This is a genomic window from Klebsiella sp. DY2415, assembly GCF_026314315.1.
GTDB classification, from domain to species: Bacteria; Pseudomonadota; Gammaproteobacteria; order Enterobacterales; family Enterobacteriaceae; genus Klebsiella; species Klebsiella ornithinolytica.
On the sequence record NZ_CP111115.1, the window covers coordinates 3217377 to 3241156 of the forward strand.

Below are 23780 nucleotides of genomic sequence, written 5' to 3' on the forward strand. Positions count from 1 at the left end.
ACATCGCTTGCTGCAACAGGCATTATCGCGTAAAAATGTCAGCCGCTCTTTTAGCCACGAAAATACCTAATTATGTTTCAGGACAACCCGCTGCTAGCGCAGCTTAAACAGCAACTGCATTCCCAGACTCCTCGTGTTGAAGGGGTCGTGAAGGGGACGGAAAAAGGTTTTGGCTTCCTCGAAGTTGATGCGCAGAAAAGCTACTTTATTCCGCCGCCGCAAATGAAAAAAGTGATGCATGGCGACCGTATCAGCGCCGTGATCCACACTGAAAAAGAACGTGAAAGCGCCGAGCCGGAAGAGTTGATTGAACCTTTCCTGACCCGTTTCGTCGGTAAAGTGCATAAGAAAGATGACCGACTGTCCATCGTTCCCGATCATCCGCTGCTGAAAGACGCTATTCCCTGCCGCGCCGACCGTAGCGTGAGCCATGATTTTAAAGAGGGTGACTGGGCCGTTGCTGAAATGCGCCGTCATCCGCTGAAAGGCGACCGCGGTTTTTATGCCGAATTAACCCAGTTTATTACCTTCAGCGACGATCATTTCGTTCCGTGGTGGGTCACGCTGGCTCGCCACAATCTGGAAAAAGAAGCCCCGGACGGCGTGGCGACCGAATTGCTGGATGAAGGTCTGGAACGTCGTGACTTAACGGCGCTGGACTTCGTCACCATCGACAGCGCCAGCACCGAAGATATGGACGATGCGCTGTATGTCGAAGCCGCCGCCGACGGCAAGCTGCATTTGACCGTCGCTATCGCCGATCCGACCGCCTGGATTGCCGAAGGCAGCAAACTGGACAAAGCGGCAAAAATTCGCGCCTTCACCAACTATCTGCCGGGCTTTAATATCCCGATGTTGCCGCGCGAGCTGTCTGACGACCTGTGCTCTCTGCGCGCCAACGAAGTGCGTCCGGTCCTCGCCTGCCGCATGATCCTGACGGCTGACGGCACGATTGAAGACGATATCGAATTCTTCGCCGCGACTATTGAGTCAAAAGCCAAGCTGGCCTACGACAACGTCTCCGACTGGCTGGAAAATACCGGCAGCTGGCAGCCTGAGAGCGAGTCTATCGCTCAGCAGATCAAACTGCTGCAGGATGTCTGCCTGCGCCGCAGCGAATGGCGTAAAACCCATGCGCTGGTATTCAAGGACCGTCCTGACTACCGTTTCGTGCTGGGTGAGAAAGGCGAGGTGCTGGATATCGTTGCCGAACCGCGCCGCATCGCTAACCGCATTGTCGAAGAATCAATGATTGCGGCAAACATCTGCGCGGCCCGCGTTCTGCGCGACAAGCTGGGCTTTGGTGTTTATAACGTGCATACCGGCTTTGATCCGGCCAACACCGAACAGCTGGCAACGTTGCTGAAGACTCACGACGTCCACGTTGATCCGGTTGAAGTGCTGACCCTCGAGGGTTTCTGCAAACTGCGTCGCGAGCTTGATGCCCAGCCGTCGGGTTTCCTCGACAGCCGCATTCGTCGCTTCCAGTCCTACGCGGAAATCAGCACCGAACCGGGTCCGCACTTTGGCCTTGGCCTTGAAGCCTATGCCACCTGGACCTCACCGATTCGTAAATATGGCGACATGATTAACCATCGCCTGCTGAAAGCGATCATCAAAGGTGAAACGGCAACGCGTCCGCAAGATGAGATTGCCGTACAGATGGCCGAGCGCCGTCGCCTGAACCGCATGGCCGAACGCGATGTTGGTGACTGGCTGTACGCCCGTTATCTGAGCCCGCAGGCCGGTACCGATACGCGCTATGCCGCGGAAATTATCGATATCAGCCGCGGCGGGATGCGCGTTCGCCTGGTGGATAACGGCGCCGTCGCCTTTATCCCGGCACCGTTCCTGCACGCCGTTCGTGATGAGCTGGTCTGTAGCCAGGAAAACGGTACCGTGCAGATCAAAGGCGAAACCGTCTACAAAGTGACTGACGTTATCGACGTCAAGATTGCCGAAGTCCGTATGGAAACCCGCAGCGTCATCGCGCGTCCGTTCGCCTGATAGCCGTCTTCAGCGGCTCCCGTTATCGGGGGCCGCTTATTTTTTCCCCGCGTTGTCTGATATTGTCCCGTTTTTCCTCGTTTTCCTGACTATCTATCGCAGATGATTTACGTTGTGCGTTTTTTTCTCTTCTCTTTTTCATCTGTTTTTAGCATCATTGATTTCATTCGTTTTTGTAACCAGGATAATGCTATGTCTGATCTGAATGCCCGCCTGCTCGCCCAACGTATCGATACCGTGCTGGATATTCTGGTTGCCGGAGATTATCACTCTGCGATTCATAATCTGGAGATCCTCAAAGCGGAGCTTCAGGCGCTTTCTGCCGATGAGCCTGAAGCGAAACCCGGCCAACCTAAAGCGCCCTGGGAAATCTGATCGCCCACATCGCCACAATCGATCAATGATGTCGATTGTCAGCCAAAATAGTCCCCTAACTGTGATGTTGCTATGAACGCCCGACAACAAAGTATTTTGCAAACGGTCATCGATAAAGGCCGCATGAGCGTGGCCGATCTCGCGAAAATGACCGGTGTCTCTGAAGTCACGATTCGTCAGGATTTGAATTTACTGGAAAAGCAGAGCTATCTACGCCGGACTCATGGTTTCGCCGTACCGCTGGATAGCGAAGATGTCGAAACCCGTATGATGACCCATTTCTCGATCAAACGTGAACTGGCTACGCGCGCCGCGGAGCTGGTCAACGCCGGTGAGACGGTATTTATCGAAAACGGCAGCTGCAACGCCCTCCTCGCCCGTACGCTTGCCGAGCGCGGCGATATTACCATCATCACCGTGAGCAGCTATATTGCGCATCTGCTTAAAGAGACGCCCGGGGAGGTCATTCTGCTCGGTGGAATCTACCAGAAGCGCAGCGAAAGTATGGTCGGTCCGCTCACGCGGCAGTTTATTCAGCAGGTCCACTTCAGCAAAGCGTTTATTGGCATCGATGGCTGGCAGCCGGAAACCGGGTTTACCGGCAAGGATATGATGCGTGCGGATGTAGTCAATGCCGTCCTTGAAAAGGGCTGTGAGGCGATTGTCCTGAGCGACAGTTCGAAGTTCAGCGTCGTGCACCCTTATCCGCTCGGTCCGGTAGCGCGTTTTAGCCGCATCATTACCGACAGCAGTCTGCACGATGATGCGCGCCAGCAGCTGACTGAAAGCGGGCTCACCGTCGATATTGTCAGTTTTTCCTGAACTCATCCCGACTCTCTTTTTCGCCCAGCGTTTTTCTTCCCCCGCCGCCCACTCATGTGGGCGCAGACCGCATGACTCCCTGTCTGAGAGTTTTCCGAGCCCGCAATTAAGAGTTTTTACCTGCCGGTAAAATTTAAAAAAAGTAGAATTAATGTTAGCGATATAACAGGAAGTGACTATCACCCGCGTGATTAAAGTAACACCTGCGCAACTTAAGTTTCATGGAATAGCCCTTAAAACCCGGCATCACGCTATGCTTTAAGGAAGTTGTATCCATGAATAGATTATTCAGGAGAAAATTATGATGACTTCAATGAGCAAAAAAATGGCTGCAGCTGTGCTGGCCGTTACCGTAGTAATGTCTCTGAGCGCATGTTCCAACTGGTCTAAACGCGATCGTAATACCGCAATCGGTGCAGGCGCGGGCGCACTCGGCGGCGCAGTATTAACCGATGGCAGCGCGCTGGGGACCCTGGGCGGCGCAGCGGTTGGCGGGATTATCGGTCACCAGGTTGGTAAATAAGGCCTGAACCGGATCAACGATAAAAAATAATCCGCATCGGTAGACTTACAGACTTACGCACCGGCAAAGAATCAAGGCCACGGCATTTACCGTGGCCTTGTTGTTTATTAACCGCCGGCCAGCTTAACTTTCATGCCTTTGGCTTCCAGCAGTGATTTGAGCAAATCGCGCTTATCGCCCTGAATTTCAATCACGCCATCTTTCACCGACCCGCCGCAGCCGCACTTCTTTTTCAGCTCAGCGGCCAGTTTTGTCAGCGCATCATCATCCAGGTCAATACCGGCGATCAGACATACGCCCTTCCCCTTGCGGCCGCTGGTCTGACGCTGAATGCGCACCACGCCATCGCCTTTAGGCCGCTCAATCACCGCCCTGGGTTCGTCAATACGGCCGCTTTCCGTCGAGTACACCAGACGACTATTAGAATCGGTCATTATGCCCCCTTATTCAGTGACGCATTGATACTGCGTAAGGTCGCCGCCGGATCCGCAGACTGAGTCACCGGACGACCAATCACCATGTAGTCTACGCCAGCTGCCTGCGCCTGTTCCGGCGTCATGATGCGGCGCTGGTCTCCGGCATCGCTGCCCTGCGGGCGGATGCCGGGCGTCACCAGCTTAAAGGCCTGCCCCAGCTCCTGCTTGAAGCGAGCCGCTTCCTGCGCAGAACAGACCACGCCGTCCAGTCCGCAGCGCTGCGTTAATGCCGCCAGTTTTGCCGCATGATCGGCGGGAGAAAGCGTAATACCCAGATCCTGGAGATCGCTGGCTTCCATGCTGGTCAGGACGGTCACGGCAATCAACAGCGGCGCATCCTGGCCAAACGGGAGCAACGCTTCACGTGCCGCGGTCATCATTCGCGCACCGCCAGAGGCATGAACATTGACCATCCAGACACCCAGCTCTGCCGCAGCGGCTACCGCCCGCGCGGTGGTGTTCGGGATATCATGAAATTTCAGGTCAAGGAAGACCTCAAAACCACGCTGATGCAAGTCGCGAACAAACTGTGGCCCGAGCAGCGTAAACATCTCCTTGCCCACCTTCAGGCGGCAGTCGCGTGGATCAATGCGGTCAACAAAGGCCAGCGCTTTGTCGCGGTTATCATAATCGAGCGCAACAACAACGGGAGAGGATGTGACAACGCGAGGCGAAGATGAAGCAGTAGACGTCATGACCAGACCTTAATTGTTGATGGGCGCCGTTTTGGCGCAAAAAAGGTAAACGGGCAGCATTCTACCTGCGATGAAGGGAAATTGACAGGCTGCTTTTACCGCCTGGCGGACGATGGCAGCGCTGGCGTTAAAGCGGGCAAATGCTAAAAACTGATAAGTATGTTGTAACTAAAATGCGATGTTTTAAAAACTATTGTCCGTCGAGGCCGCGGATCGGTTTAATCGTTGACCACGAACGGCAGGACGGGCAGTGCCAGTACAGAGTGTGGGCGGTGAAGCCGCACTTTTGACAGCGGTAGCGCGGTTTACTGCGGACCTGCTCCCCCACCATATTGCGCAGAACGCCAAGGCTCTCCTTCGCGCGCCCCTCTTCGGCTTCATTAAGGTGGTAGTCCATCAGCTTATGGAAGACCCGCATCGTCGGATGACGCTCCAGCTGACGGGTAACATAGCTCTGCGCAGCCTCCACGCCTTCGCGCTGTTCGAGAATTTGCGCCAGCATCAGCTCCGCGGTTGCCCCGGTGTTTTCATCGACGCAGCGGCGCAGGAAGAGCTCCCATTCATCGGGTTTACCCAGCTGCTGATAGCAGGTCTGCAGCATCTCGAGCGTTTCACCCACCAGCTCTTTATCCTGATTGATGACCCGTTCCAGGCTCTCTACCGCTTTCGCGTAATCGCCCTTTTCCATCCATACCCGACCCATCATAATCGACACGCGGGCGCTGTTGCGGTCAGCCGAGGCCCCTTTTTTCAGCAGCGACATCGCTTTATCCATATCGCTGTTCGCCATCTGCTGCAGCGCGAGCTCGCACCAGAAGTTGGCAATATCGCCCCGGTGTTTTTCTTTGCCCAGCTTCACTAAACGCTCGGCAACATCAATGGCGGACTGCCAGTCGCTGGTGGCCTGATAAATTTGCAGCAGCTGCTGCAGCGCGCTGAGGCGAAAATCGGTTTCATCCACCAGCTGCTTGAACATATCTTCCGCGCGATCGTAGAGACCGGCGGCCATGTAGTCGCGCCCCAGCTGCTGCACGGCCAGCAGCCGCTGATCGTAGGTCAGCGAGGCGCTTTCCATCAGGCTCTGGTGAATACGGATAGCCCGGTCAACCTCGCCACGGGAGCGGAACAGGTTTCCCAGCGTCAGGTGGGCCTCAACGGTACCGGTATCCTCTTTCAGCATGTCGAGGAACAGATCCACCGCTTTATCCTGCTGGTTGCTCAGCAGGAAGTTCACCCCGGTCACGTAGTCACGCGACAGGCGGTTAGCGTCGTCCTGTTTGGACTGTTGTGCACTTCTGCGCCCCATATACCATCCGTAAGCAGCGGCAACGGGCAAAAGCAGAAACAACAACTCCAGCATAAATGATTATTCCTTCACCGCAGGAACACCTGCGTCGGCCGGCGCGGCGTTGGTTGGCGCAATCTGATGTTCAAGACGCTTTATTTTACGTTCAGCGCGAACCAGAGAAACGCGAACCCGCAGCCAGAAAAGGCCGCAAATCAGCCAGCCAATAGCAAACCCTGCGGCAAAGAGCACTGCCAGCAACGTCGAAATACGGAATTCACCCTGCGCGAGCAAATAGTTGAACGTGACCAGTTGATCATTCTGTGCACCTAACGTCACGGAGATGACGAAGATGGCTAATACCAGTAAGAAAATCAGTAAATATTTCACACTACTTCCCGTTTTGTGGGTTGAGCGAAAAAATCCCGCGTTCAGCCCTATAAAGTATCATTTTCGCTGCAGCGGTGAAATGGAAAAGCATGACACCCTGTCAGGATATGCGTCCGTCAGGCGCGAAAATCAACGTTATCCCTGATTTATCGTCCGTGTCTTAATCTCCTGCGCCTCTTCTCCCGGCGGCGTCAGCGGGCCGCACAGCCGCTGGGTGAGCCAGGTGGCCAGCGTCACCAGCAGCCAGGAGATAAGCGTGGCGACCAGCAAATCTTGCGGCCAGTGCATGCCAAGCGCCAGCCGGCTGCCCATCACGGCCGTCGCCCACGTCAGCAGCGCGGCGATGGTGACCCAGCGTCGCCGCGGCCACAGCAGTCCGACACCCAGCAATGCCCAGCTGGCTGCAAACATCGTGTGCCCGGACGGAAAAGCAAAACCGGTCTCTTTCTGCCAGTGCTTGCGCAGGAAGCGAGGAATATCCTGCTCTTGCGCCAGCTGCTCATGCACCAGTTTAGCGCGTTCTTTGCGTTTTAACGCGTAGAATTGATCGACAGGCACCTGCCGGCTCTTTTCCAGCCAAACCACAAAAGGACGCGGCTCCTGAACCTGCTCTTTGATCCAGGACTTTATGCCCTGCCCCAGCAGAATCGCCGCCCCCAGAATCACAAACAGCATCACGGCGGCGCGCAGACGAAAACGCAGACACCACAGAAACCAGCCGCATAAAACCGTATGGGTGATGATGCCCCACGGCTGGGTCACGCTTTCAGTCACCCAGTAGAGCAGTTTTAACCATGCTTGCGGAAGGTCTGGCTGCCACTTCCAGCCGGATACCCACACCACCCCGGGCATAATCATAAGCAATGCCGCACCGATGGCGGTTCGTCTGGCGATCGACAGCATCTTATCTCCTTATCTCTTCTTCCGACTATCATAACGGAAAGTGGTACGTTTGTGCGCTTTACGCGCAGGCAGCCGTGCGTAATTAGGAGAACGTCGCGCCACTGTGGCAAAATAGCGCCAAACAGAAAGCACATTCAGGTGCTGACAGAATCTGGAGAATCACATGCAGCTTAAACGTGTGGCAGAAGCCAAACTGCCAACCCCCTGGGGCGATTTCCTGATGGTGGGATTTGAAGAACTGGCAACCGGGCAGGATCATGTCGCGCTGGTCTTCGGCGACATTTCGGGCCAGTCCCCCGTCCTTGCACGCGTACATTCTGAGTGCTTAACGGGCGACGCCCTTTTTAGTCTGCGTTGTGATTGCGGTTTTCAGCTCGAAGCGGCGCTGTCGCATATTGCCGAAAAGGGGCGCGGTATCCTGTTGTACCATCGTCAGGAAGGCCGCAACATTGGCCTGCTGAATAAAATTCGCGCCTATGCCTTGCAGGACCAGGGCTATGACACCGTGGAAGCCAACCATCAGCTGGGCTTTGCGGCAGACGAGCGCGACTTTACGCTGTGCGCAGATATGTTCAAACTGCTCCACGTCGACCAGGTGCGTCTGCTGACCAACAACCCGAAAAAAGTGGAAATTCTCAGCGAAGCCGGGATTAATATCGTTGAGCGCGTGCCGCTGATTGTCGGGCGCAACCCGAAAAACGCCCACTATCTGGACACCAAGGCCGCCAAAATGGGGCATCTGTTGAATAAATAAATCGGCAGAAAAATGAAGGGCCAGCGCTTGCTGGCCCTTTTTTTTACAGCATGTTGCGGATCACATAATGCAGAATACCGTCATTCTGATAGTAGGTCAGTTCGGTGGCGGTATCGATGCGACAACGGCAGAGGATCACCTCTTGTTTACCATTCGCCCGCGTCAGGGTCACCGCAACCGTTGCGCCAGGCTGCAAGGCCTGCAGGTTGCTGATATCTATCCGCTCTTCCCCGTTCAGCCCCAGCGTTTTACGCGTGACGCCCTGCGGGAACTCCAGCGGCAGGATCCCCATCCCGATCAGGTTGGAACGGTGGATACGCTCGAATGATTCGGCGATCACCACCCGCACGCCCAGCAACCGCGGGCCTTTCGCCGCCCAGTCGCGGCTGGAGCCTGAGCCGTACTCTTTCCCGGCCACCACCGCCAGCGGGATCCCCTCATTTTTATAGCGCATTGCCGCGTCATAAATCGCTATCGGCTCGCTGCCCGGCAGGTGCCGGGTCATCCCACCTTCCACGCCCGGCACCATTTCGTTGCGAATACGGATGTTGGCAAAGGTCCCGCGCATCATCACTTCATGGTTGCCGCGGCGGGAACCGTAGGAGTTAAAATCAGCGCGCGCGACGCCGTGTTCCTGCAAATAGCGTCCGGCCGGGCTGTCCTGCTTGATACTCCCGGCCGGAGAGATGTGGTCCGTGGTGACCGAATCGCCGAGCATCGCCAGAATACGCGCGCCGTGAATATCTTCCACCGGCTCAGGCTGAACCTCCATCTGGTCAAAGAATGGCGACAGACGGATATAGGTCGAATCCTCCTGCCAGTCGTAAGTATCGGAGCGATCGACGTGAATGGCTTTCCATTCAGGCGTTCCTTCAAATACCTCCGCGTACTCTTTGTGGAACATCTCGGTCGTGACCTGCTCAACCGCCTGGGCGATCTCAAGACCGCTCGGCCAGATATCCTTCAGATAGACCGGCTGACCATTTTTGCCGGTGCCAAGCGGATCGCGGGTCAGATTGACGTTCATGTTCCCGGCCAGGGCGTAGGCCACCACCAGCGGCGGTGATGCCAGCCAGTTGGTTTTCACCAGCGGATGAATACGCCCTTCGAAGTTACGGTTACCGGACAGCACCGCGCCGACGGTTAAATCCCCTTTCTTGATCGCCTCTTCGATCGGTTCCGGCAGCGGGCCGGAGTTACCGATACAGGTGGTACACCCGTACCCGACCAGGTTGAACCCCAGCGCATCGAGATACGGCGTCAGCCCGGCGTGGGCCAGATAATCGGACACCACTTTAGATCCTGGCGCCAGAGAGGCTTTGACCCACGGTTGCGGCTTCAGGCCCAGCTCAACCGCTTTTTTGGCCAGCAGACCGGCGGCCATGAGCACGCTGGGGTTAGAGGTGTTGGTGCAGGAGGTGATGGCGGCAATCGCCACCGCGCCGTCGGGTAGCGAATAGCGATGCCCGTTCAGCGTATAGTCGACCGGCTGGCGCTGTTTTTGCGTCAGGTTGACCTCCAGCTCGCTGCTGGCGGCAAAGGCTTTCGGGACATCCCCCAGCGCAACGCGATCCTGCGGCCGTTTTGGCCCGGCGAGACTCGCTTCGACAGTTCCCATATCTAACGCCAGCGTACTGGTAAAGACCGGCTCATCGCCCGTCTGACGCCACATTCCCTGCGCTTTGGCATAGGCCTCCACCAGCGCCACCTGTTCATCGCTGCGGCCGCTCAGACGCATATAGCTGAGGGTTACCGCATCAATCGGGAAGAAGCCGCAGGTAGCACCGTACTCAGGCGACATATTGGCGATGGTCGCGCGGTCGGCCAGCGGGAGCGAATCCAGGCCATCGCCGTAAAACTCAACAAACTTACCCACGACGCCGTGCTGCCGCAGCATCTGGGTGACGGTGAGCACGAGATCGGTGGCGGTAATGCCTTCGCGGAGTTTACCGCTCAGTTTAAAGCCCACCACATCCGGGATCAGCATCGAGACCGGCTGGCCCAGCATCGCGGCTTCCGCCTCAATGCCGCCGACGCCCCAGCCCAGTACGCCCAGGCCGTTGATCATCGTGGTATGCGAATCGGTACCGACCAGCGTGTCGGGCCAGGCAACCCATTCGCCGTTTTGCTCTTCACTCCAGACCGCTTTGCCAAGGTATTCGAGGTTAACCTGGTGGCAAATACCGGTACCCGGCGGCACGACGCTGAAGCGGCTGAACGCCTGCTGTCCCCAGCGCAGGAAAACGTAGCGCTCGTGGTTACGTTCCATCTCAAGACGCACGTTTTCCTCAAACGCATCGTCATTGCCGAAGCGATCGACGGTGACCGAATGGTCGATAACCAGGTCCACCGGCGACAGCGGGTTAACCTTCGCCGTATCGCCTCCCAGCCGTTTGACCGCCTCACGCATTGCCGCAAGATCCACCACCGCGGGCACGCCGGTAAAATCCTGCATCAGCACGCGCGCCGGACGATAGGCAATTTCCCGGTCAGCATGAGCATGTTCAAGCCAGCCTGCCAGCGCATGAATATCTTCGGCGGTGACCGAGTCACCGTCCTGCCAGCGCAGCAGATTCTCCAGCAGGACTTTAAGCGATTTGGGCAAACGGGTCAGATCGCCCAGTTCTTTAGCGGCCAGCGGTAAGCTGTAGTAGTGGTAGGTTTTATCTTTGACCTGTAGCGTATCCTTACTGGCTGCTCGTAGGGTTGACGACATAGCTCCTCCTTTATCACAGGGATGGCATGCCCTGATCCTCCTCAGGGTTAATATTAAAGATAACACATACCAGGCATAACACTTTGATAACAACCCAAATTGCTAAAATCGGTTAAATGTTTTAAAGCAAAAAATCTGAATGATTATACGAGAAAATATCGAATGAATTTGATAGAGGGGAACAGGCAGCAGGATAACTGTACGAGTACATGAGTACAGAAAGAACTAATCGCCAGTTAATTGACGATTAGTTCACAGGAAGGGATGTTTGTTTATACACAAAGTGTCGCGAAATATATCCTCCTTGTCACCGCGGGTTATTAGCTTAAATAATTTCTCACGATTTCGCCGTCATAAAAATGACACATACAGCCATCCAGAAAATGTACGCTCAGCTGATGATCCAAACGTTACAGACTACGAGCGCGATGATACTCCAGAACATCGCCAGCCCAACGAGCACGGCACTCCAGGCGCGGCTCCTCAACACAGGATCAATCTCCGTTTTGTCACTTTCCTGTGACATCGCCAACTTCATATAATCGATATCACTAATCATTTTATCACCACCAATCGCTAAAATTATCAGGTACAGTTAAAGCTTAATTATAGCTAATGAATTAATCCAGTGAATTCTTCCCCCTGGATATTATCTTTAACTATTATTTTGATCGGAGCGGGTATATTTGCAATCGTGTTAATAGAAATAACGATTTTTGTGATTCAGGCGAGGTTTACAAATTTAATTCGGGGCCATTATAAGTATTGGCATCCCCGACAGGGATGCCAGATTGTTGGTTGAATCACTTTTCCGGTAGTTTAATATCTTTGAACATTGCCTCAATATCTTCATTCGAACGCAAAGCCACCGCGGTATCCACCACATCTCGCGTCAAATGCGGCGCAAAACGCTGAATAAAATCATACATATAGCTGCGAAGGAAGGTGCTACGGCGGAAACCTATCTTCGTGGTGCTGTGGCTGAAAATACCGTTAGCATCAAGTTTCACCAGGTCAGGATCGGAGACCGGATCCACCGCCATGCTGGCAATAACCCCAACGCCAAGGCCAAGACGGACGTAGGTTTTGATAACGTCAGCATCGGTGGCGGTGAAGACGATACGCGGCGTCAGCCCGGCGCGGTTAAAGGCGGTATCCAGCTCGGAGCGGCCGGTAAAGCCAAAGGTATAGGTGACCAGCGGGTACTGCGCCAGCTCTTCAATCGTCACCGAACCACGGGAGGCCAGCGGATGTTCAGGCGTCACGACAATCGAGCGGTTCCAGTGATAGCACGGCAGCATGACCAGATCATCATAGAGATGCAGCGCTTCGGTGGCGATGGCGAAATCAGCATTCCCCTTTGACACCGCTTCCGCAATTTGCGTCGGCGATCCCTGATGCATATGCAAAGAGACGCGCGGGTAGCGCTCAATAAAACCTTTTATCACCCCGGGCAGCGCATAGCGGGCCTGAGTATGGGTGGTGGCCACATACAGCGAGCCTTTGTCGGGCCAGGTATGTTCCCCTGCGACCGACTTAATCGCATCGACCTTCGACAGGACTTCGCGGGCGATGCGGATGATCTCCTGGCCCGCCGGCGTCACCTGAGTTAAATGTTTGCCGCTACGGGCGAAAATCTGAATACCGAGCTCATCTTCCAGCATGCGTACCTGCTTGCTGATACCGGGCTGTGAGGTATACAGGCCTTCGGCAGTCGAGGAGACATTCAGATTATGATTAACAACCTCAACGATGTAGCGGAGCTGCTGTAGTTTCATGGCTGATATCCGTTAACGCGTAAAATGAATTCGTTCATACATTTTACGTTCAGGCCGCCTGTCGGCAAGCTGCGCGTTTGCCGTCCCTGCGACTCGCCGTTATGGCGCCACAAAGCATCCTGAACACGATGATGTATAAGACGATTTAATAATAAAAAAGAGATTAGCTATAACCACTATATCATTTATATCTACAGTGTATAGATACTAACGAAAAATAATAAGCTGGTTATAAGGCCGCCGTCCGGCGTCAAAGAATGGCGAATAAGGCAGGGAAATCAGTGAGAAAAAGGGCCGCATCGCGGCCCTTCACAGAGAGTACTACGCTTACTTCTTCGCTTCAGTCCATTTACCGTCGATATAGAAGGCGGACCAACCGGTCGCTTTGCCATCTTTCTCTGACGCGACGTACTGCTGCTTCGTTTTACGGCTAAAACGCACCAGCGTTTTGTTACCCTCGGGATCCTGCTGCGGCGCGTCGGCCAGATAACGCAGTTTCTCCGGCAGGCGATCGCGGAAGCGGTACAGCTCTTCCACCAGCGGCGCACGAGTTTCACGCGATTTCGGGAAGGTGTTTGCCGCAAGGAAAACACCTGCCGCACCATCACGCAGGACGAAAAAGGCGTCCGACTTCTCACACGGCAGCTCCGGTAACGGAACCGGATCTTCCTTCGGCGGAGCGACTTCGCCGTTACGCAGAATTTTTCGCGTATTCTTACATTCGTCGTTGGTGCAGGCCATGTACTTACCAAAACGCCCCATTTTCAGGTGCATTTCAGAACCACATTTTTCACACTCAACCACCGGGCCGTCGTAACCCTTGATGCGGAACTCGCCCTCTTCGATCTCATAGCCGTCGCAGGTCGGGTTGTTACCACATACGTGCAGCTTGCGCTTAGGATCGATAAGGTAGCTGTCCATCGCCGTGCCGCACTTCTGGCAACGACGCTTGGCACGCAGCGCGTTGGTTTCGGCATCGTCGCCTTCCAGCACGTTGAGCACTTCGTTTTCCGGCACCAGGTTAATGGTGGTCTTGCAGCGTTCTTTCGGCGGCAGCGCATAGCCTGAACAGCCCAGGAATACCCCGGTGCTGGCCGTGCGAATCCCCATCTGGCGACCGCAGGTCGGACAGTCGATGCTGGTCAGCACCATCGGGTTCGGCTGCATGCCGCCCTCTTCCGGATCCTTCTCCGCCGTTTCCAGCTGAGTCGTGAAGTCACCGAAGAAGTGGTCCAGTACCTGACGCCACTCGGCCTGATGATTCGCCACCTGATCGAGGCGATCTTCCATTTGCGCGGTAAAATCGTAGTTCATCAGATCGCGGAAGTTCTCTTCCAGGCGATCGGTGACAATCTCACCCATTTTCTCGGCGTAGAAGCGGCGGTTTTCCACCCGCACGTAGCCGCGATCCTGAATGGTCGAAATGATCGACGCATAGGTAGACGGCCGGCCGATACCCCGTTTTTCCAGCTCTTTGACCAGCGAGGCTTCGCTAAAGCGCGCAGGCGGTTTGGTAAAGTGCTGTGCCGGAGTCAGTTCGACCAGGCTCAGGCTCTCGCCCTGGTTGACGACCGGTAACGTCCGATCTTCATCGCCTTTACGCAGCGCCGGCATCACTTTGGTCCAGCCGTCAAACCGCAGGGTACGGCCGCGCGCTTTGAGTTTAAAGTCGCCGGCTTTGACGGTCAGCGTGGTGGAATCGTACTGCGCCGGCGTCATCTGACAGGCGACGAACTGGCGCCAGATCAGCTGATACAGTTTCAGCGCGTCGGCTTCCATCCCTTTAAGATCTTCGGCCATCACGTTCACGTCAGAAGGACGAATCGCTTCGTGCGCTTCCTGTGAGTTTTCTTTGCTGGCGTACTGGTTGGCGTTCTCTGGCAGATATTTTTTGCCAAAGTTATCGCCGATATAGCCGCGAACCATGCTCAGCGCATCCTGGCTCAGGTTCGTTGAATCGGTACGCATATAGGTGATGTAGCCGGCCTCATAGAGGCGCTGCGCCATCATCATGGTTTTCTTCACCCCAAAGCCCAGGCGAGTGCTGGCTGCCTGCTGCAAGGTCGAGGTAATAAACGGCGCGCCAGGCTTGCTGCTGGTCGGTTTGTCTTCACGCTCCAGCACGCTGTAGCTGGCTTTCTCCAGCAGCGCAACGGCAGCCATAGTTTCATCGCGGTTAACCGGACGGAACGGCTTGTCGTGCTTATGCGTCACCTGCAGCGGCAGAGCATCGCCGCCCGGCGTGGTAGTGCTGGCGTCGATTTCCCAGAACTCTTCCGGCACGAACGCTTTAATTTCGCGTTCACGTTCCACGACCAGGCGTACAGCAACCGACTGAACGCGGCCTGCGGACAGACCGCGGGCAATTTTTTTCCACAGCAGCGGGGAAACCATGTAGCCCACGACGCGGTCCATAAAGCGACGCGCCTGCTGGGCGTTAACACGATCGATATTCAGCTCGCCCGGCTTGTCAAAAGCCTGACGGATCGCATTTTTGGTGATTTCGTTGAACACCACGCGGCTATAGCGTTTTTCATCTCCACCGATCACTTCCCGCAGGTGCCATGCAATGGCTTCCCCTTCGCGGTCAAGGTCGGTTGCGAGATAGATGTGGTCGGCTTTTTCCGCCAACTGCTTGAGTTCTGAAACTACCTTTTCTTTACCCGGAAGTACTTCATACTGAGCATCCCAGTCATGCCATGGGTCTACACCCATACGATTGACCAGAGCGCTACGTTCATCCTTTTTAGGCTTTTTAGCCCCTTTGGTGGAGGTAGAGTCGGCGCTCTTTTTGGAAGCTGAGCCACTGGTCGGCAAATCGCGGATATGACCCACGCTGGATTTCACCACGTAGTCATTACCCAGATACTTATTGATCGTTTTGGCTTTTGCCGGGGACTCAACGATAACGAGAGCTTTACCCATATTCACCTTTACCTAATTTGATTCATCCAGGAATACATCGCACATTTTGATTCACCATCCGCTGACGACGTACGTCAAATGTTGCGACGCCGTCGATGGATATCAACCCTTTGCACGTCCAGTTTCACATCCATAAAACCAGATAGCTGAGTTTACTGACTTTTGCTCGTCAGGTGACATAGCACGAAGAATTTTTGGCCGAATGTCAAGCAAATCTGTTGCCAGATCGCCGAAAGCGTCACACTGTACCTGATAAAATTCGTTACGCAACTTTATTAGCATGCAAAAGCAAATCCCGCCAGTAAAGTCATGTTTCTTAGAGCTTTGCCATTAACCCTGTACTCTGAATGGAAAATTTGCCCCATCTCGCCGCGCGGCGTAAACTAGCGGACGAAGAATCACAGGAGTCACTTATGCAAGGTACAACCCAACCTATCGATCGCCAGTCGCTGCTTGAAATAGCCAACAAACTCATTCGTGAACATGAAGATACGCTAGCCGGGATCGAAGCTACCGACGTCGCTCAGCGTAACGGCGTGCTGGTATTCAGCGGCGAGTTTTATCTTGATGAGCAAGGCCTGCCAACGGCGAAGAGTACGGCGGTATTCAATATGTTCAAATACCTCGCGCACGCGCTGTCAGAGAAATACCATCTGACCGATTAAGCCCTCTTATTATTTAGCGGGCATAAATTATTTATCGGGCATAAAACGCCAACGCGAGGCAGTTGCCTCGCGTTGTTTTGTTCACGTACGCTGATTACATCAGCGGCTTTTCCCCTCGCTGCCACCAGCGTAGCAGCAGACGGTCGGCGCTTTCGGCGGCGCTGCCGGTAAAACGGTCGAGCATTTTTTTACGCTGCTGGTAACGAACGCCGATCACATCGTGATTGTCGATCAGCCCCAGAAGCAGTTCGTCACTGGTTTCCACCAGGTCCACCAGCCCTTTCTCCAGCGCCTGAACTCCGTACCAGTGTTCACCAGTTGCAACGGCCTCAATATCCAGCGACGGCCGCATCTCGTGGACAAAATCTTTGAACAACTGGTGAGTCTCATTCAGGTCTTCACGGAACTTACGCCGGCCTTCGTCAGTATTCTCACCCAGCATCGTTAAGGTGCGTTTGTACTGCCCGGCGGTATGCAGTTCGATATCGATATCTTTGTTCTTCAGGAAGCGATGCAGGTTAGGGATCTGCGCAACCACGCCGATAGAGCCCAGGATGGCGAACGGCGCAGCCACTATTTTGTTCGCCACGCAGGCCATCATGTAACCGCCGCTGGCCGCGACTTTATCCACCGCTACGGTTAAGGGAATTTGCTTATCACGCAGCCGCTGCAGCTGTGATGCCGCGAGGCCGTAGCCGTGAACCACACCGCCGGGGCTTTCCAGACGGAGGATCACCTGATCGCGCGGTTTTACCGCCGCCAGAACCGCGGTGATCTCTTCGCGCAGGCTGGCGACTTCGTGGGCGTCCATACTGCCTTTGAAATCCAGCACCCAGGCACGCGGCTTGCTGTTTGGCTCCGTAGACCCGAGCTTAGCCCGCGCCCTGGCCGCTTTCGCCTCCTGTTTGTGCTTTTTCTTTTGCGCTTTGTGCCACACCTTTTGCTGCGGACCATCAAGCAGCGCAACCGCCAGCTCTTCTCGCATCTCTTTGTATTGCTCGCTGAGATTGGTTACCCGCAGTTCCCCGCGCTGTTTCTTCCGCTGGGTCAGGTTAACGATGAGGGCGGTAATAACCGCAATGGCGACGACAACGGTCGCGATTTTGGCCAAAAACAGGCCATATTGAGCAAGTAATTCCACGTATTCACCTTGTGCAAACCACTGACGTTGAAGCACAGTGTACATCAGCCTGCGTGACGAAGTCTCTGCGCTTTGTGTGGTGCGCGAGGCCCCTTCCCGTTTTTTTCAGCGACGATGAAATCGTTGCAAGATGTTCATTCCGCAAAGAGTTTCCCTTTCGCTGATTGCAATGCCCGGCTGTTTCAGGCATAAAACGCAAAAGTATGAGACCGAATACAACGCGCGATCGTCAGCAGATTGCCTAAGGAGTCGCCGTGCACTATCAACCGCAGCATCATTTATTAAAAGATCGCATTATCCTGGTGACCGGCGCCAGCGACGGTATTGGCCGCGAAGCCGCATTGACCTATTCTCGCTACAGCGCAAGCGTGGTGCTGGTCGGACGTAACGAAGAGAAACTGCGCAGCGTGGCGCAAGAAATAGACCAGGCCGGCGGGCTTCCGGCACGTTGGTTCACGCTGGATCTGTTAACCTGCACGCCGCAGGAGTGCCAGCAGCTGGCGCAGCAGATCGGCGTCCACTACCCGCGCCTCGATGGCGTACTGCACAATGCCGGTTTGCTCGGCGATGTCTGTCCGATGGATCGGCAAAAGCCGGAAGTCTGGCAGCAGGTGATGCAGGTCAACGTCAACGGCACCTTTATGCTGACCCAGGCACTGCTTCCTTTATTACTCAAGTCGGAGTCGGGGTCGCTGGTCTTCACCTCTTCCAGCGTCGGCCGCCAGGGACGCGCCAACTGGGGCGCCTATGCGGCCTCCAAGTTTGCCACGGAAGGGATGATGCAGGTGCTGGCCGAAGAGTACCAGAGCCGTCATCTGCGGGTTAACTGTATCAATCCAGGCGGAACGCGCACCAAAATGCGCGCTAACGCTTTCCCGACGGAAGATCCGCAAAAGCTCAAAACCCCCGCCGATATTATGCCGGTTTATTTATGGCTGATGGGCGATGACAGCCGTCGCAAGACGGGAATGACCTTCGATGCCCAGCCAGGGCGTAAACCAGGAATTGCACAATGAGTGATGAACGCTACCGTGAACGCCAGCAGCGGGTAAAAGACAAAGTTGATGCCCGCGTGGCGGCAGCGCAGGAAGAACGCGGTATTGTTATCGTGTTCACCGGTAACGGAAAAGGCAAAACGACGGCCGGTTTTGGTACCGTCACCCGCGCTATCGGACATGGGAAAAAAGCGGGCGTCATCCAGTTTATCAAAGGCACCTGGCCCAACGGCGAGCGTAACCTGCTGGAGCCGCACGGCGTCGAGTTTCAGGTGATGGCCACCGGATTTACCTGGAATACCCAGGATCGTGAAAGCGATACGGCGGCCTGCCTTGCCGTCTGGCAGCACGCGCAGCGGATGCTGGCCGACGAATCCCTGGATATGGTGCTGCTGGATGAGCTGACTTATATGGTGGCGTACGACTATTTGCCGCTCGAGACGGTTCTCACCGCACTGCGCAATCGCCCGCTACAGCAGACGGTGATTATCACCGGGCGCGGCTGCCACCGGGAGATCATCGAGCTGGCCGATACCGTCAGCGAACTGCGGCCGGTTAAGCACGCATTCGATGCCGGTATCAAAGCCCAGATGGGGATTGATTACTAAGCGTCAGCCGCGCCAGCAGCGCATGATTCAGCGGCAGACACAGGCAGTCCTCTCCCAACGCCAGCGCGCTTTCAATCATGTTCTGCCGCGAAACAAAGCGCTTACGGTATTCCGTCGGCGTCAGACCACAGTATTTATTGAAGGCGGCAATCAGGTACTTATGTTCCTGGAAGCCGCAGCTGTGGCTGATTTCGGTAATTGGCGTGCGGGTATCGCGCAGTAGCGTTCTCGCCTTATTCAGCCGGACCAGGGTGAGATACTCTTTGAAATTATGCCGGCTGACCTTTTTGAACAGGCGCGAAAACCACGAATAGCTCATACCGCTATGATTCGCTACCTCGCTCAGGGTCAGCGGCTGGTCGAAGTGCTGATTAATAAAATCGATCCCTTTCTTGATCATCGCCTCTTCGCGCAGTGAACTCTCCACCTGGGTGGCCGGTTCTCCGGCCTGTACCAGCGCATCGAGCAGCAAATAGGTCATCGCGATACGCTGGAACGGCGCGCGGTTATCAATCAGCTGAGCGAGCAGGTCGCAAAGGCACTGCAGGACCTGTCGGTCTGCCGCGCTCTGGCTGCGCCCCCGGGTACACCAGGTCAGAACCGGCGCCGGGTGCAGCTCATCGAACAAACCGGGGGAAAACTGGACGGTCACCAGCGAACTCCCCGCCACTTCCGCACGCAGCGAGTGCACCGCCTCGGCGTTGATGTAGAGCATGTCTCCCTCAACCATCTCCACGCTTTGCTGGCCGACGACAATAGAAAACCGCCCGCTCAGAACGGTGATAAGCTCTGGTGCCGGGTGCCAGTGAGGTTCGCAGTAGCGTACCTCGGCCGCAAAAACATTGAGCTTTTCAGCATCAAAGGCAATCAGCTCATAGCCGCTGTTCGCCGTATGCCGCCCGGTCTCTGTCGCCGAACGTGGATGTGTCACGGAAAATGGAAACACGCATCATCTCCTGTCGCGGGACGATTATTCCGTCCCTTTAAGCGCGGCATTCAGCTCATCGCGGTCAATATCAAGCGCTAAAAACTCGGTCAGCGCGATCAGCAGCCCGCAGAACAGGTCCGGCGCCAGTTGGATCAGCCGTTCGCGGATTTGCGCCGGCGGCCGCTGGCTCTTACGGGCAATCAGCGCCACCACCCGCGCGAACGCCTCCGGCTGCTGGATTAACTGCTGCAACGAGTTATCATCACGTAGCGGAACATAGCGCGGCGGACAGTCCACCTCGACCTGGGCACTCAGCGCCAGATCGCGAGAGGAGCTCCCCAGGCGAATCTGCCAGCGCCCGGGCGTTACCACCCAATCCGCCAGCCCGGGATGATAGCAGGCAAGCTCAGCGACAGGCAGCTGGAGCGTGACGCGGCGAGTTTCTCCGGCAGCGAGCGACACTTTACAGAACCCTTTCAGCGCCTGCTCTTCACGAATCAACTCCCCGACCGGCGCGCTGACGTACAGCTGCACAATCTCTTTGCCTTCGCACTCGCCGCAGTTGGTCAGTTCGAAAGAGACGGTGAGGGTCTCATCGGGCCCGACGCGCGACGCCGAAAGCTGGATATCGCGCCAGGCAAAGCGGGTGTAGCTCAGGCCGAACCCAAACGGAAACCGCGGCGTCATGCGGCGTTTATCATAATAGCGATAGCCGACAAACAGCCCTTCTCCGTAATGATGACGCAGGTTTTCCCCGGGATAATGCAGCCAGGCGGGCGTCTCTTCAAGGGTCTCAGGTACGGTGACCGTGAGCTTGCCGCAGGGATTACGTTTACCGAACAGAATCTCGGCCACGGCGCGGCCCATCCCCTGCCCGGCGAAGAAGGTTTCCAGCAGCGCTTTACATTCGGAAAGCCAGGGCATCACCACCGCATCGCTGTTCGCCAGCACCACCACGATATTGGGTTGAACCGTTGCCACTTCCCGAATCAGCTGCTCATGTACCGCCAGAATATTCAGATCCTGACGATCGCCGTTTTCACCGTCTTCGCCGACGGCGGTACTGACAAAGATAATCGCCACGTCCGCCGCCTGAGCCACCGCTCGCGCTTCTGCCAGCGCCTGCGGATCGCTGCGCAGGTCGTCCGGGGCGCCAATGGCCCAGGAGACGCTGAACTCATCCCCGGCGAGGTCAAAAATTTCATCGAGCGGGCGATCCAGCAGCCAGGGTACCGTGGTCGCGCAGCCCGATCCCTGAATCACCGGCTCCTGCGCCGGTTTGCCGAGAACGGCAATCCGGCGGGTACATTCCGCCCGCAGCGGCAGCAGGTTATCGTCATTCTTCAGCAGAACGATAGATTCCGCCGCCAGCTGCTGCGCCAGCGCGTGATGCGCCGGGAAATCGGCCTGCGTCTGCGGACGACGATGGCGCTGAACCTTATCCAGCAGCGTCAACATCCGCAGACAGGCGCGATCGACTACCGCCATCGGCACTTCACCGGCGTGAATCGCCGCCAGCAGCGTCTGCTTATCGCGGCGGGTTTCCGGCATGGCCAGATCGTTCCCCGCCAGCAGGGATGCCGGCCGGTCCTTAATGCCATACCAGTCGGACATCACCACTCCATCGTAGCCCCACTCATCGCGTAATACCTGAGTGAGTAAAAAAGGATCCTGCGATGTCTGCACGCCATTAAGCCGGTTATAGGAGGACATCACCGTCCACGGCCGGGATTTGGCGATGGCCCGCTGAAAACCGGCCAGATAGATTTCGCGTAGCGCCCGTTCGTCGATGATCGAATCCATTTCGGTGCGCCGGTATTCGGAATTATTCGCCGCAAAGTGTTTCAGACTGGCGCCAACCCCTTCCTGCTGCAGACCGTTGATTAGCGCTGCGGCAATATCCCCGCTGACTACCGGGTCCTCAGCATAGTATTCGTAGCCTCGTCCGGCCAGCGGCGTACGGCGAATATTGATTCCCGGCCCCAGCAGAATCCCTACGCCCATTTGCTGGCATTCACGCCCCAGCGCCTGCCCCATCTGATACACCAGATCGACATCCCAGCAGCAGGCCAGGCTGGATCCGTTGGGAAAACAGGTCGCCGGCAACGACGGACTGAACAGCGCTTCGCTGCCGCCCTTTGCCGCGGGTTCTTCCCCGTTGACCCGGTCGGCGGTCTGCGTGATCACCGAGATAAAGTCGTCCATACTCCATTTTTCGTCGCCGTCGATCTGCGCGCTGCTGTAGCGCACGCCGTAGGTACCGTCGGTCATCACGATATCAGCGATGCCGTGCTGTGGCAGGGATGCCGTCCGCCACAGCCCGCTCCCGGTCAACAGCGCAACTTTCTCTTCTGCGGTCATCGCCGCGATAAGGGTATTCAATTCGGTATTCATCTCTGGCTCCCTGAGGTTAAAGCGCATTCTGTTTACGCAGGCTAATTTTCTGAACAATCTCGCGATACGTTTTTTCATCCAGCGAGTAACATCCGACAAATATCGTGCTGATGGCAAACATTGCGCCTGGGAATAACGTCATCAGAATATTAATCCCGTTAATTGCGCTGGCGCTAATATTGCCGGCATCATATTGATAGTAGTCCAGCATCCAGCCCGCACAGCCGCCGCCGATCGCCATCGCAATTTTGGTAATAAAGTTGAAAAAACCATAAATTGCGCCTTCTGTACGCACACCATGATGCCACTCGGCATATTCCACGGTATCTGCAATCATTGACCACATAGCGACAAATCCCATCCCCAGCGTAATACTGTAGAGACACACCCCGGTCATAATCAGCCACAGGTTATGCCCGGCAACAAAATATTGCATCAGCACCCCCAACGTACCGATCAGCAGTGCCACCAGCGTCATTCTCTTTTTGCCCATCAGCGCTATCGCTTTTTCTGAAATAACGGTACCGACAATATAGGCCCCTGACTGAATCAGGAAAAAGGTGGCGGTATAGCCTTCACTACCGATAATGTACTTAATAAAATAGATCGCAATCGCCATCCACACGGTATAGGCAATATAGAAGAACACGGTGAACAGCGATAAATTAAGCAGCGGCGCATTGCCCATCACCGCCCGCAGCATTTCCCGCAGCGATGGCGCCGGAGTCTCCTCCTCTTCGCCCACCCGTTCACGGGTCATGCCGAAACAGGCGAGGAACAAAAAGGTTGCCAGCAGCGCAAAGCAAGAGACCGCGAAGACATACCCTGATTGCTTATCCGTAAAGGGCGAGATCAGCATATCAGCGGTGGTTGAAACAATGAGATAACCGACAATCGCCAGCACAAACCGGTATACCGACAGCGATGAACGAGAGGCTTCATGTTGCGTCAGACGATTAGTTAGCGCCGAATAGGGGGTATTGACCGAGGTATACGCCAGGCAATAGAGCGTATAAGAGATCAGCGCAAAGTAAAATTTCGCCTCACCGCCAAAGGGGACAAAACACAACACCGTTAAAAACCCTAAAGGTATTGCTCCATATAATAACCAGGGACGTAGTTTGCCATACCGACTGTGCGTTTTATCAATAGCAAAACCGATCAGAATATTAAAAATGGCATCAATAACCCGGGCTATAACAAATATCAGACTGGCCTGCACCGCACTGATGCCGTAAATATTAGTATAAAAAAACAGTAAGAACAGAGAGACAAAACCGAAAGATAAATTGGAAGCAAAGTCACCAAAGCCGTAACCTATTTTCTCTTTCACGCCGATAACGACATAGCTTGCCGATAACTTTCCTGCTGTATCCATTTTTTGGCTACCTGTTTTTGTA

Annotated in this window: 21 protein-coding genes; 8 read left to right on the forward strand and 13 right to left on the reverse strand. The window is 55.4% G+C overall.

Translation table 11 applies throughout. The features are described from left to right. Positions 1-72 precede the first annotated feature (72 nt). The 4 genes from OQV00_RS15285 to osmB all read left to right on the forward strand — a co-directional run bounded on the left by OQV00_RS15285 (position 73) and on the right by osmB (position 3727). On the forward strand, positions 73-2007 hold the full coding sequence (locus OQV00_RS15285; RefSeq protein ID WP_004861077.1) for an exoribonuclease II: 1935 nt from the start codon (positions 73-75) through the stop codon (positions 2005-2007). Positions 2008-2199: 192 nt separating this feature from the next. After that, positions 2200-2382, forward strand: a complete 183-nt coding sequence (locus OQV00_RS15290) for a YciZ family protein (protein ID WP_004861074.1) — start codon at positions 2200-2202, stop codon at positions 2380-2382. A gap of 72 nt (positions 2383-2454) precedes the next feature. Continuing rightward, a complete protein-coding gene (yciT, locus tag OQV00_RS15295; RefSeq protein ID WP_004861071.1) occupies positions 2455-3204 on the forward strand; it encodes a DNA-binding transcriptional regulator YciT in 750 nt (249 codons plus the stop codon). 304 nt (positions 3205-3508) lie between these two features. Continuing rightward, positions 3509-3727, forward strand: a complete 219-nt coding sequence (gene osmB, locus OQV00_RS15300) for an osmotically-inducible lipoprotein OsmB (RefSeq protein ID WP_015584565.1) — start codon at positions 3509-3511, stop codon at positions 3725-3727. A gap of 107 nt (positions 3728-3834) precedes the next feature. Here the strand turns inward: osmB and yciH are convergent, their stop codons facing one another. The 5 genes from yciH to pgpB form a co-directional block, all read right to left on the reverse strand. Beyond that, on the reverse strand, positions 3835-4161 hold the full coding sequence (yciH, locus tag OQV00_RS15305; protein WP_266278931.1) for a stress response translation initiation inhibitor YciH: 327 nt from the start codon (positions 4159-4161) through the stop codon (positions 3835-3837). Continuing rightward, entirely contained in the window at positions 4161-4898 is a 738-nt protein-coding gene (gene pyrF / locus OQV00_RS15310; protein WP_004861062.1) for an orotidine-5'-phosphate decarboxylase, read from the reverse strand. Before pyrF ends, yciH begins: the two co-directional genes overlap by 1 nt. Positions 4899-5088: 190 nt before the next feature. Then, complete coding sequence (gene lapB / locus OQV00_RS15315) at positions 5089-6258, reverse strand: lipopolysaccharide assembly protein LapB (RefSeq protein WP_004861056.1); 1170 nt, start codon at positions 6256-6258, stop codon at positions 5089-5091. Between the two features lie 6 nt (positions 6259-6264). Beyond that, positions 6265-6573: a LapA family protein gene (locus OQV00_RS15320; RefSeq protein ID WP_004861050.1), complete on the reverse strand. Its 309-nt coding sequence runs from the start codon at positions 6571-6573 to the stop codon at positions 6265-6267. Positions 6574-6708: 135 nt separating this feature from the next. After that, positions 6709-7476, reverse strand: a complete 768-nt coding sequence (gene pgpB, locus OQV00_RS15325) for a phosphatidylglycerophosphatase B (RefSeq protein ID WP_004861047.1) — start codon at positions 7474-7476, stop codon at positions 6709-6711. A gap of 163 nt (positions 7477-7639) precedes the next feature. Between pgpB and ribA the strand changes: the two genes are divergently transcribed. Further along, the gene (ribA, locus tag OQV00_RS15330; RefSeq protein ID WP_266278933.1) at positions 7640-8230 is read left to right on the forward strand and encodes a GTP cyclohydrolase II; all 591 of its coding nucleotides are present in this window, start codon (positions 7640-7642) and stop codon (positions 8228-8230) included. A 43-nt stretch (positions 8231-8273) separates the two neighbouring features. On the opposite strand, the gene acnA is transcribed toward ribA, so the two are convergent. The 4 genes from acnA to topA all read right to left on the reverse strand — a co-directional run bounded on the left by acnA (position 8274) and on the right by topA (position 15649). Then, the gene (acnA, locus tag OQV00_RS15335; protein WP_128320957.1) at positions 8274-10946 is read right to left on the reverse strand and encodes an aconitate hydratase AcnA; all 2673 of its coding nucleotides are present in this window, start codon (positions 10944-10946) and stop codon (positions 8274-8276) included. 391 nt (positions 10947-11337) lie between these two features. Beyond that, positions 11338-11505: a YmiA family putative membrane protein gene (locus OQV00_RS15340; RefSeq protein WP_004861039.1), complete on the reverse strand. Its 168-nt coding sequence runs from the start codon at positions 11503-11505 to the stop codon at positions 11338-11340. A gap of 244 nt (positions 11506-11749) precedes the next feature. Then, positions 11750-12724, reverse strand: coding sequence for an HTH-type transcriptional regulator CysB (gene cysB, locus OQV00_RS15345; protein WP_004861036.1), 975 nt, complete (start codon positions 12722-12724; stop codon positions 11750-11752). A gap of 327 nt (positions 12725-13051) precedes the next feature. Beyond that, positions 13052-15649, reverse strand: a complete 2598-nt coding sequence (gene topA / locus OQV00_RS15350; RefSeq protein WP_004861033.1) for a type I DNA topoisomerase — start codon at positions 15647-15649, stop codon at positions 13052-13054. Positions 15650-16062: 413 nt separating this feature from the next. Here topA and OQV00_RS15355 point away from each other — a divergent pair, with 413 nt between their 5' ends. Then, positions 16063-16314: a YciN family protein gene (locus tag OQV00_RS15355; RefSeq protein WP_004861030.1), complete on the forward strand. Its 252-nt coding sequence runs from the start codon at positions 16063-16065 to the stop codon at positions 16312-16314. Between the two features lie 94 nt (positions 16315-16408). On the opposite strand, the gene sohB is transcribed toward OQV00_RS15355, so the two are convergent. After that, positions 16409-17455 carry a protease SohB gene (gene sohB / locus OQV00_RS15360; RefSeq protein WP_015584568.1) on the reverse strand — a complete coding sequence of 349 codons (1047 nt, stop codon included), beginning with the start codon at positions 17453-17455 and terminating at the stop codon, positions 16409-16411. A 254-nt stretch (positions 17456-17709) separates the two neighbouring features. Here sohB and OQV00_RS15365 point away from each other — a divergent pair, with 254 nt between their 5' ends. Then, positions 17710-18471: a YciK family oxidoreductase gene (locus tag OQV00_RS15365; protein ID WP_004861022.1), complete on the forward strand. Its 762-nt coding sequence runs from the start codon at positions 17710-17712 to the stop codon at positions 18469-18471. Continuing rightward, positions 18468-19058, forward strand: a complete 591-nt coding sequence (gene cobO / locus OQV00_RS15370) for a cob(I)yrinic acid a,c-diamide adenosyltransferase (protein ID WP_004861019.1) — start codon at positions 18468-18470, stop codon at positions 19056-19058. The genes OQV00_RS15365 and cobO overlap by 4 nt, the downstream gene beginning before the upstream one ends. Here the strand turns inward: cobO and OQV00_RS15375 are convergent. From OQV00_RS15375 to OQV00_RS15385, 3 genes are read right to left on the reverse strand one after another with little or no spacing between them, the layout of a single operon-like run. Then, entirely contained in the window at positions 19030-20004 is a 975-nt protein-coding gene (locus tag OQV00_RS15375; RefSeq protein ID WP_015584569.1) for a helix-turn-helix transcriptional regulator, read from the reverse strand. The genes cobO and OQV00_RS15375 overlap by 29 nt on opposite strands. A gap of 24 nt (positions 20005-20028) precedes the next feature. Continuing rightward, complete coding sequence (locus OQV00_RS15380; RefSeq protein ID WP_015584570.1) at positions 20029-22380, reverse strand: beta-glucosidase; 2352 nt, start codon at positions 22378-22380, stop codon at positions 20029-20031. A gap of 16 nt (positions 22381-22396) precedes the next feature. Next, positions 22397-23758: an MFS transporter gene (locus tag OQV00_RS15385; protein WP_266278938.1), complete on the reverse strand. Its 1362-nt coding sequence runs from the start codon at positions 23756-23758 to the stop codon at positions 22397-22399. Positions 23759-23780: the final 22 nt, after the last annotated feature.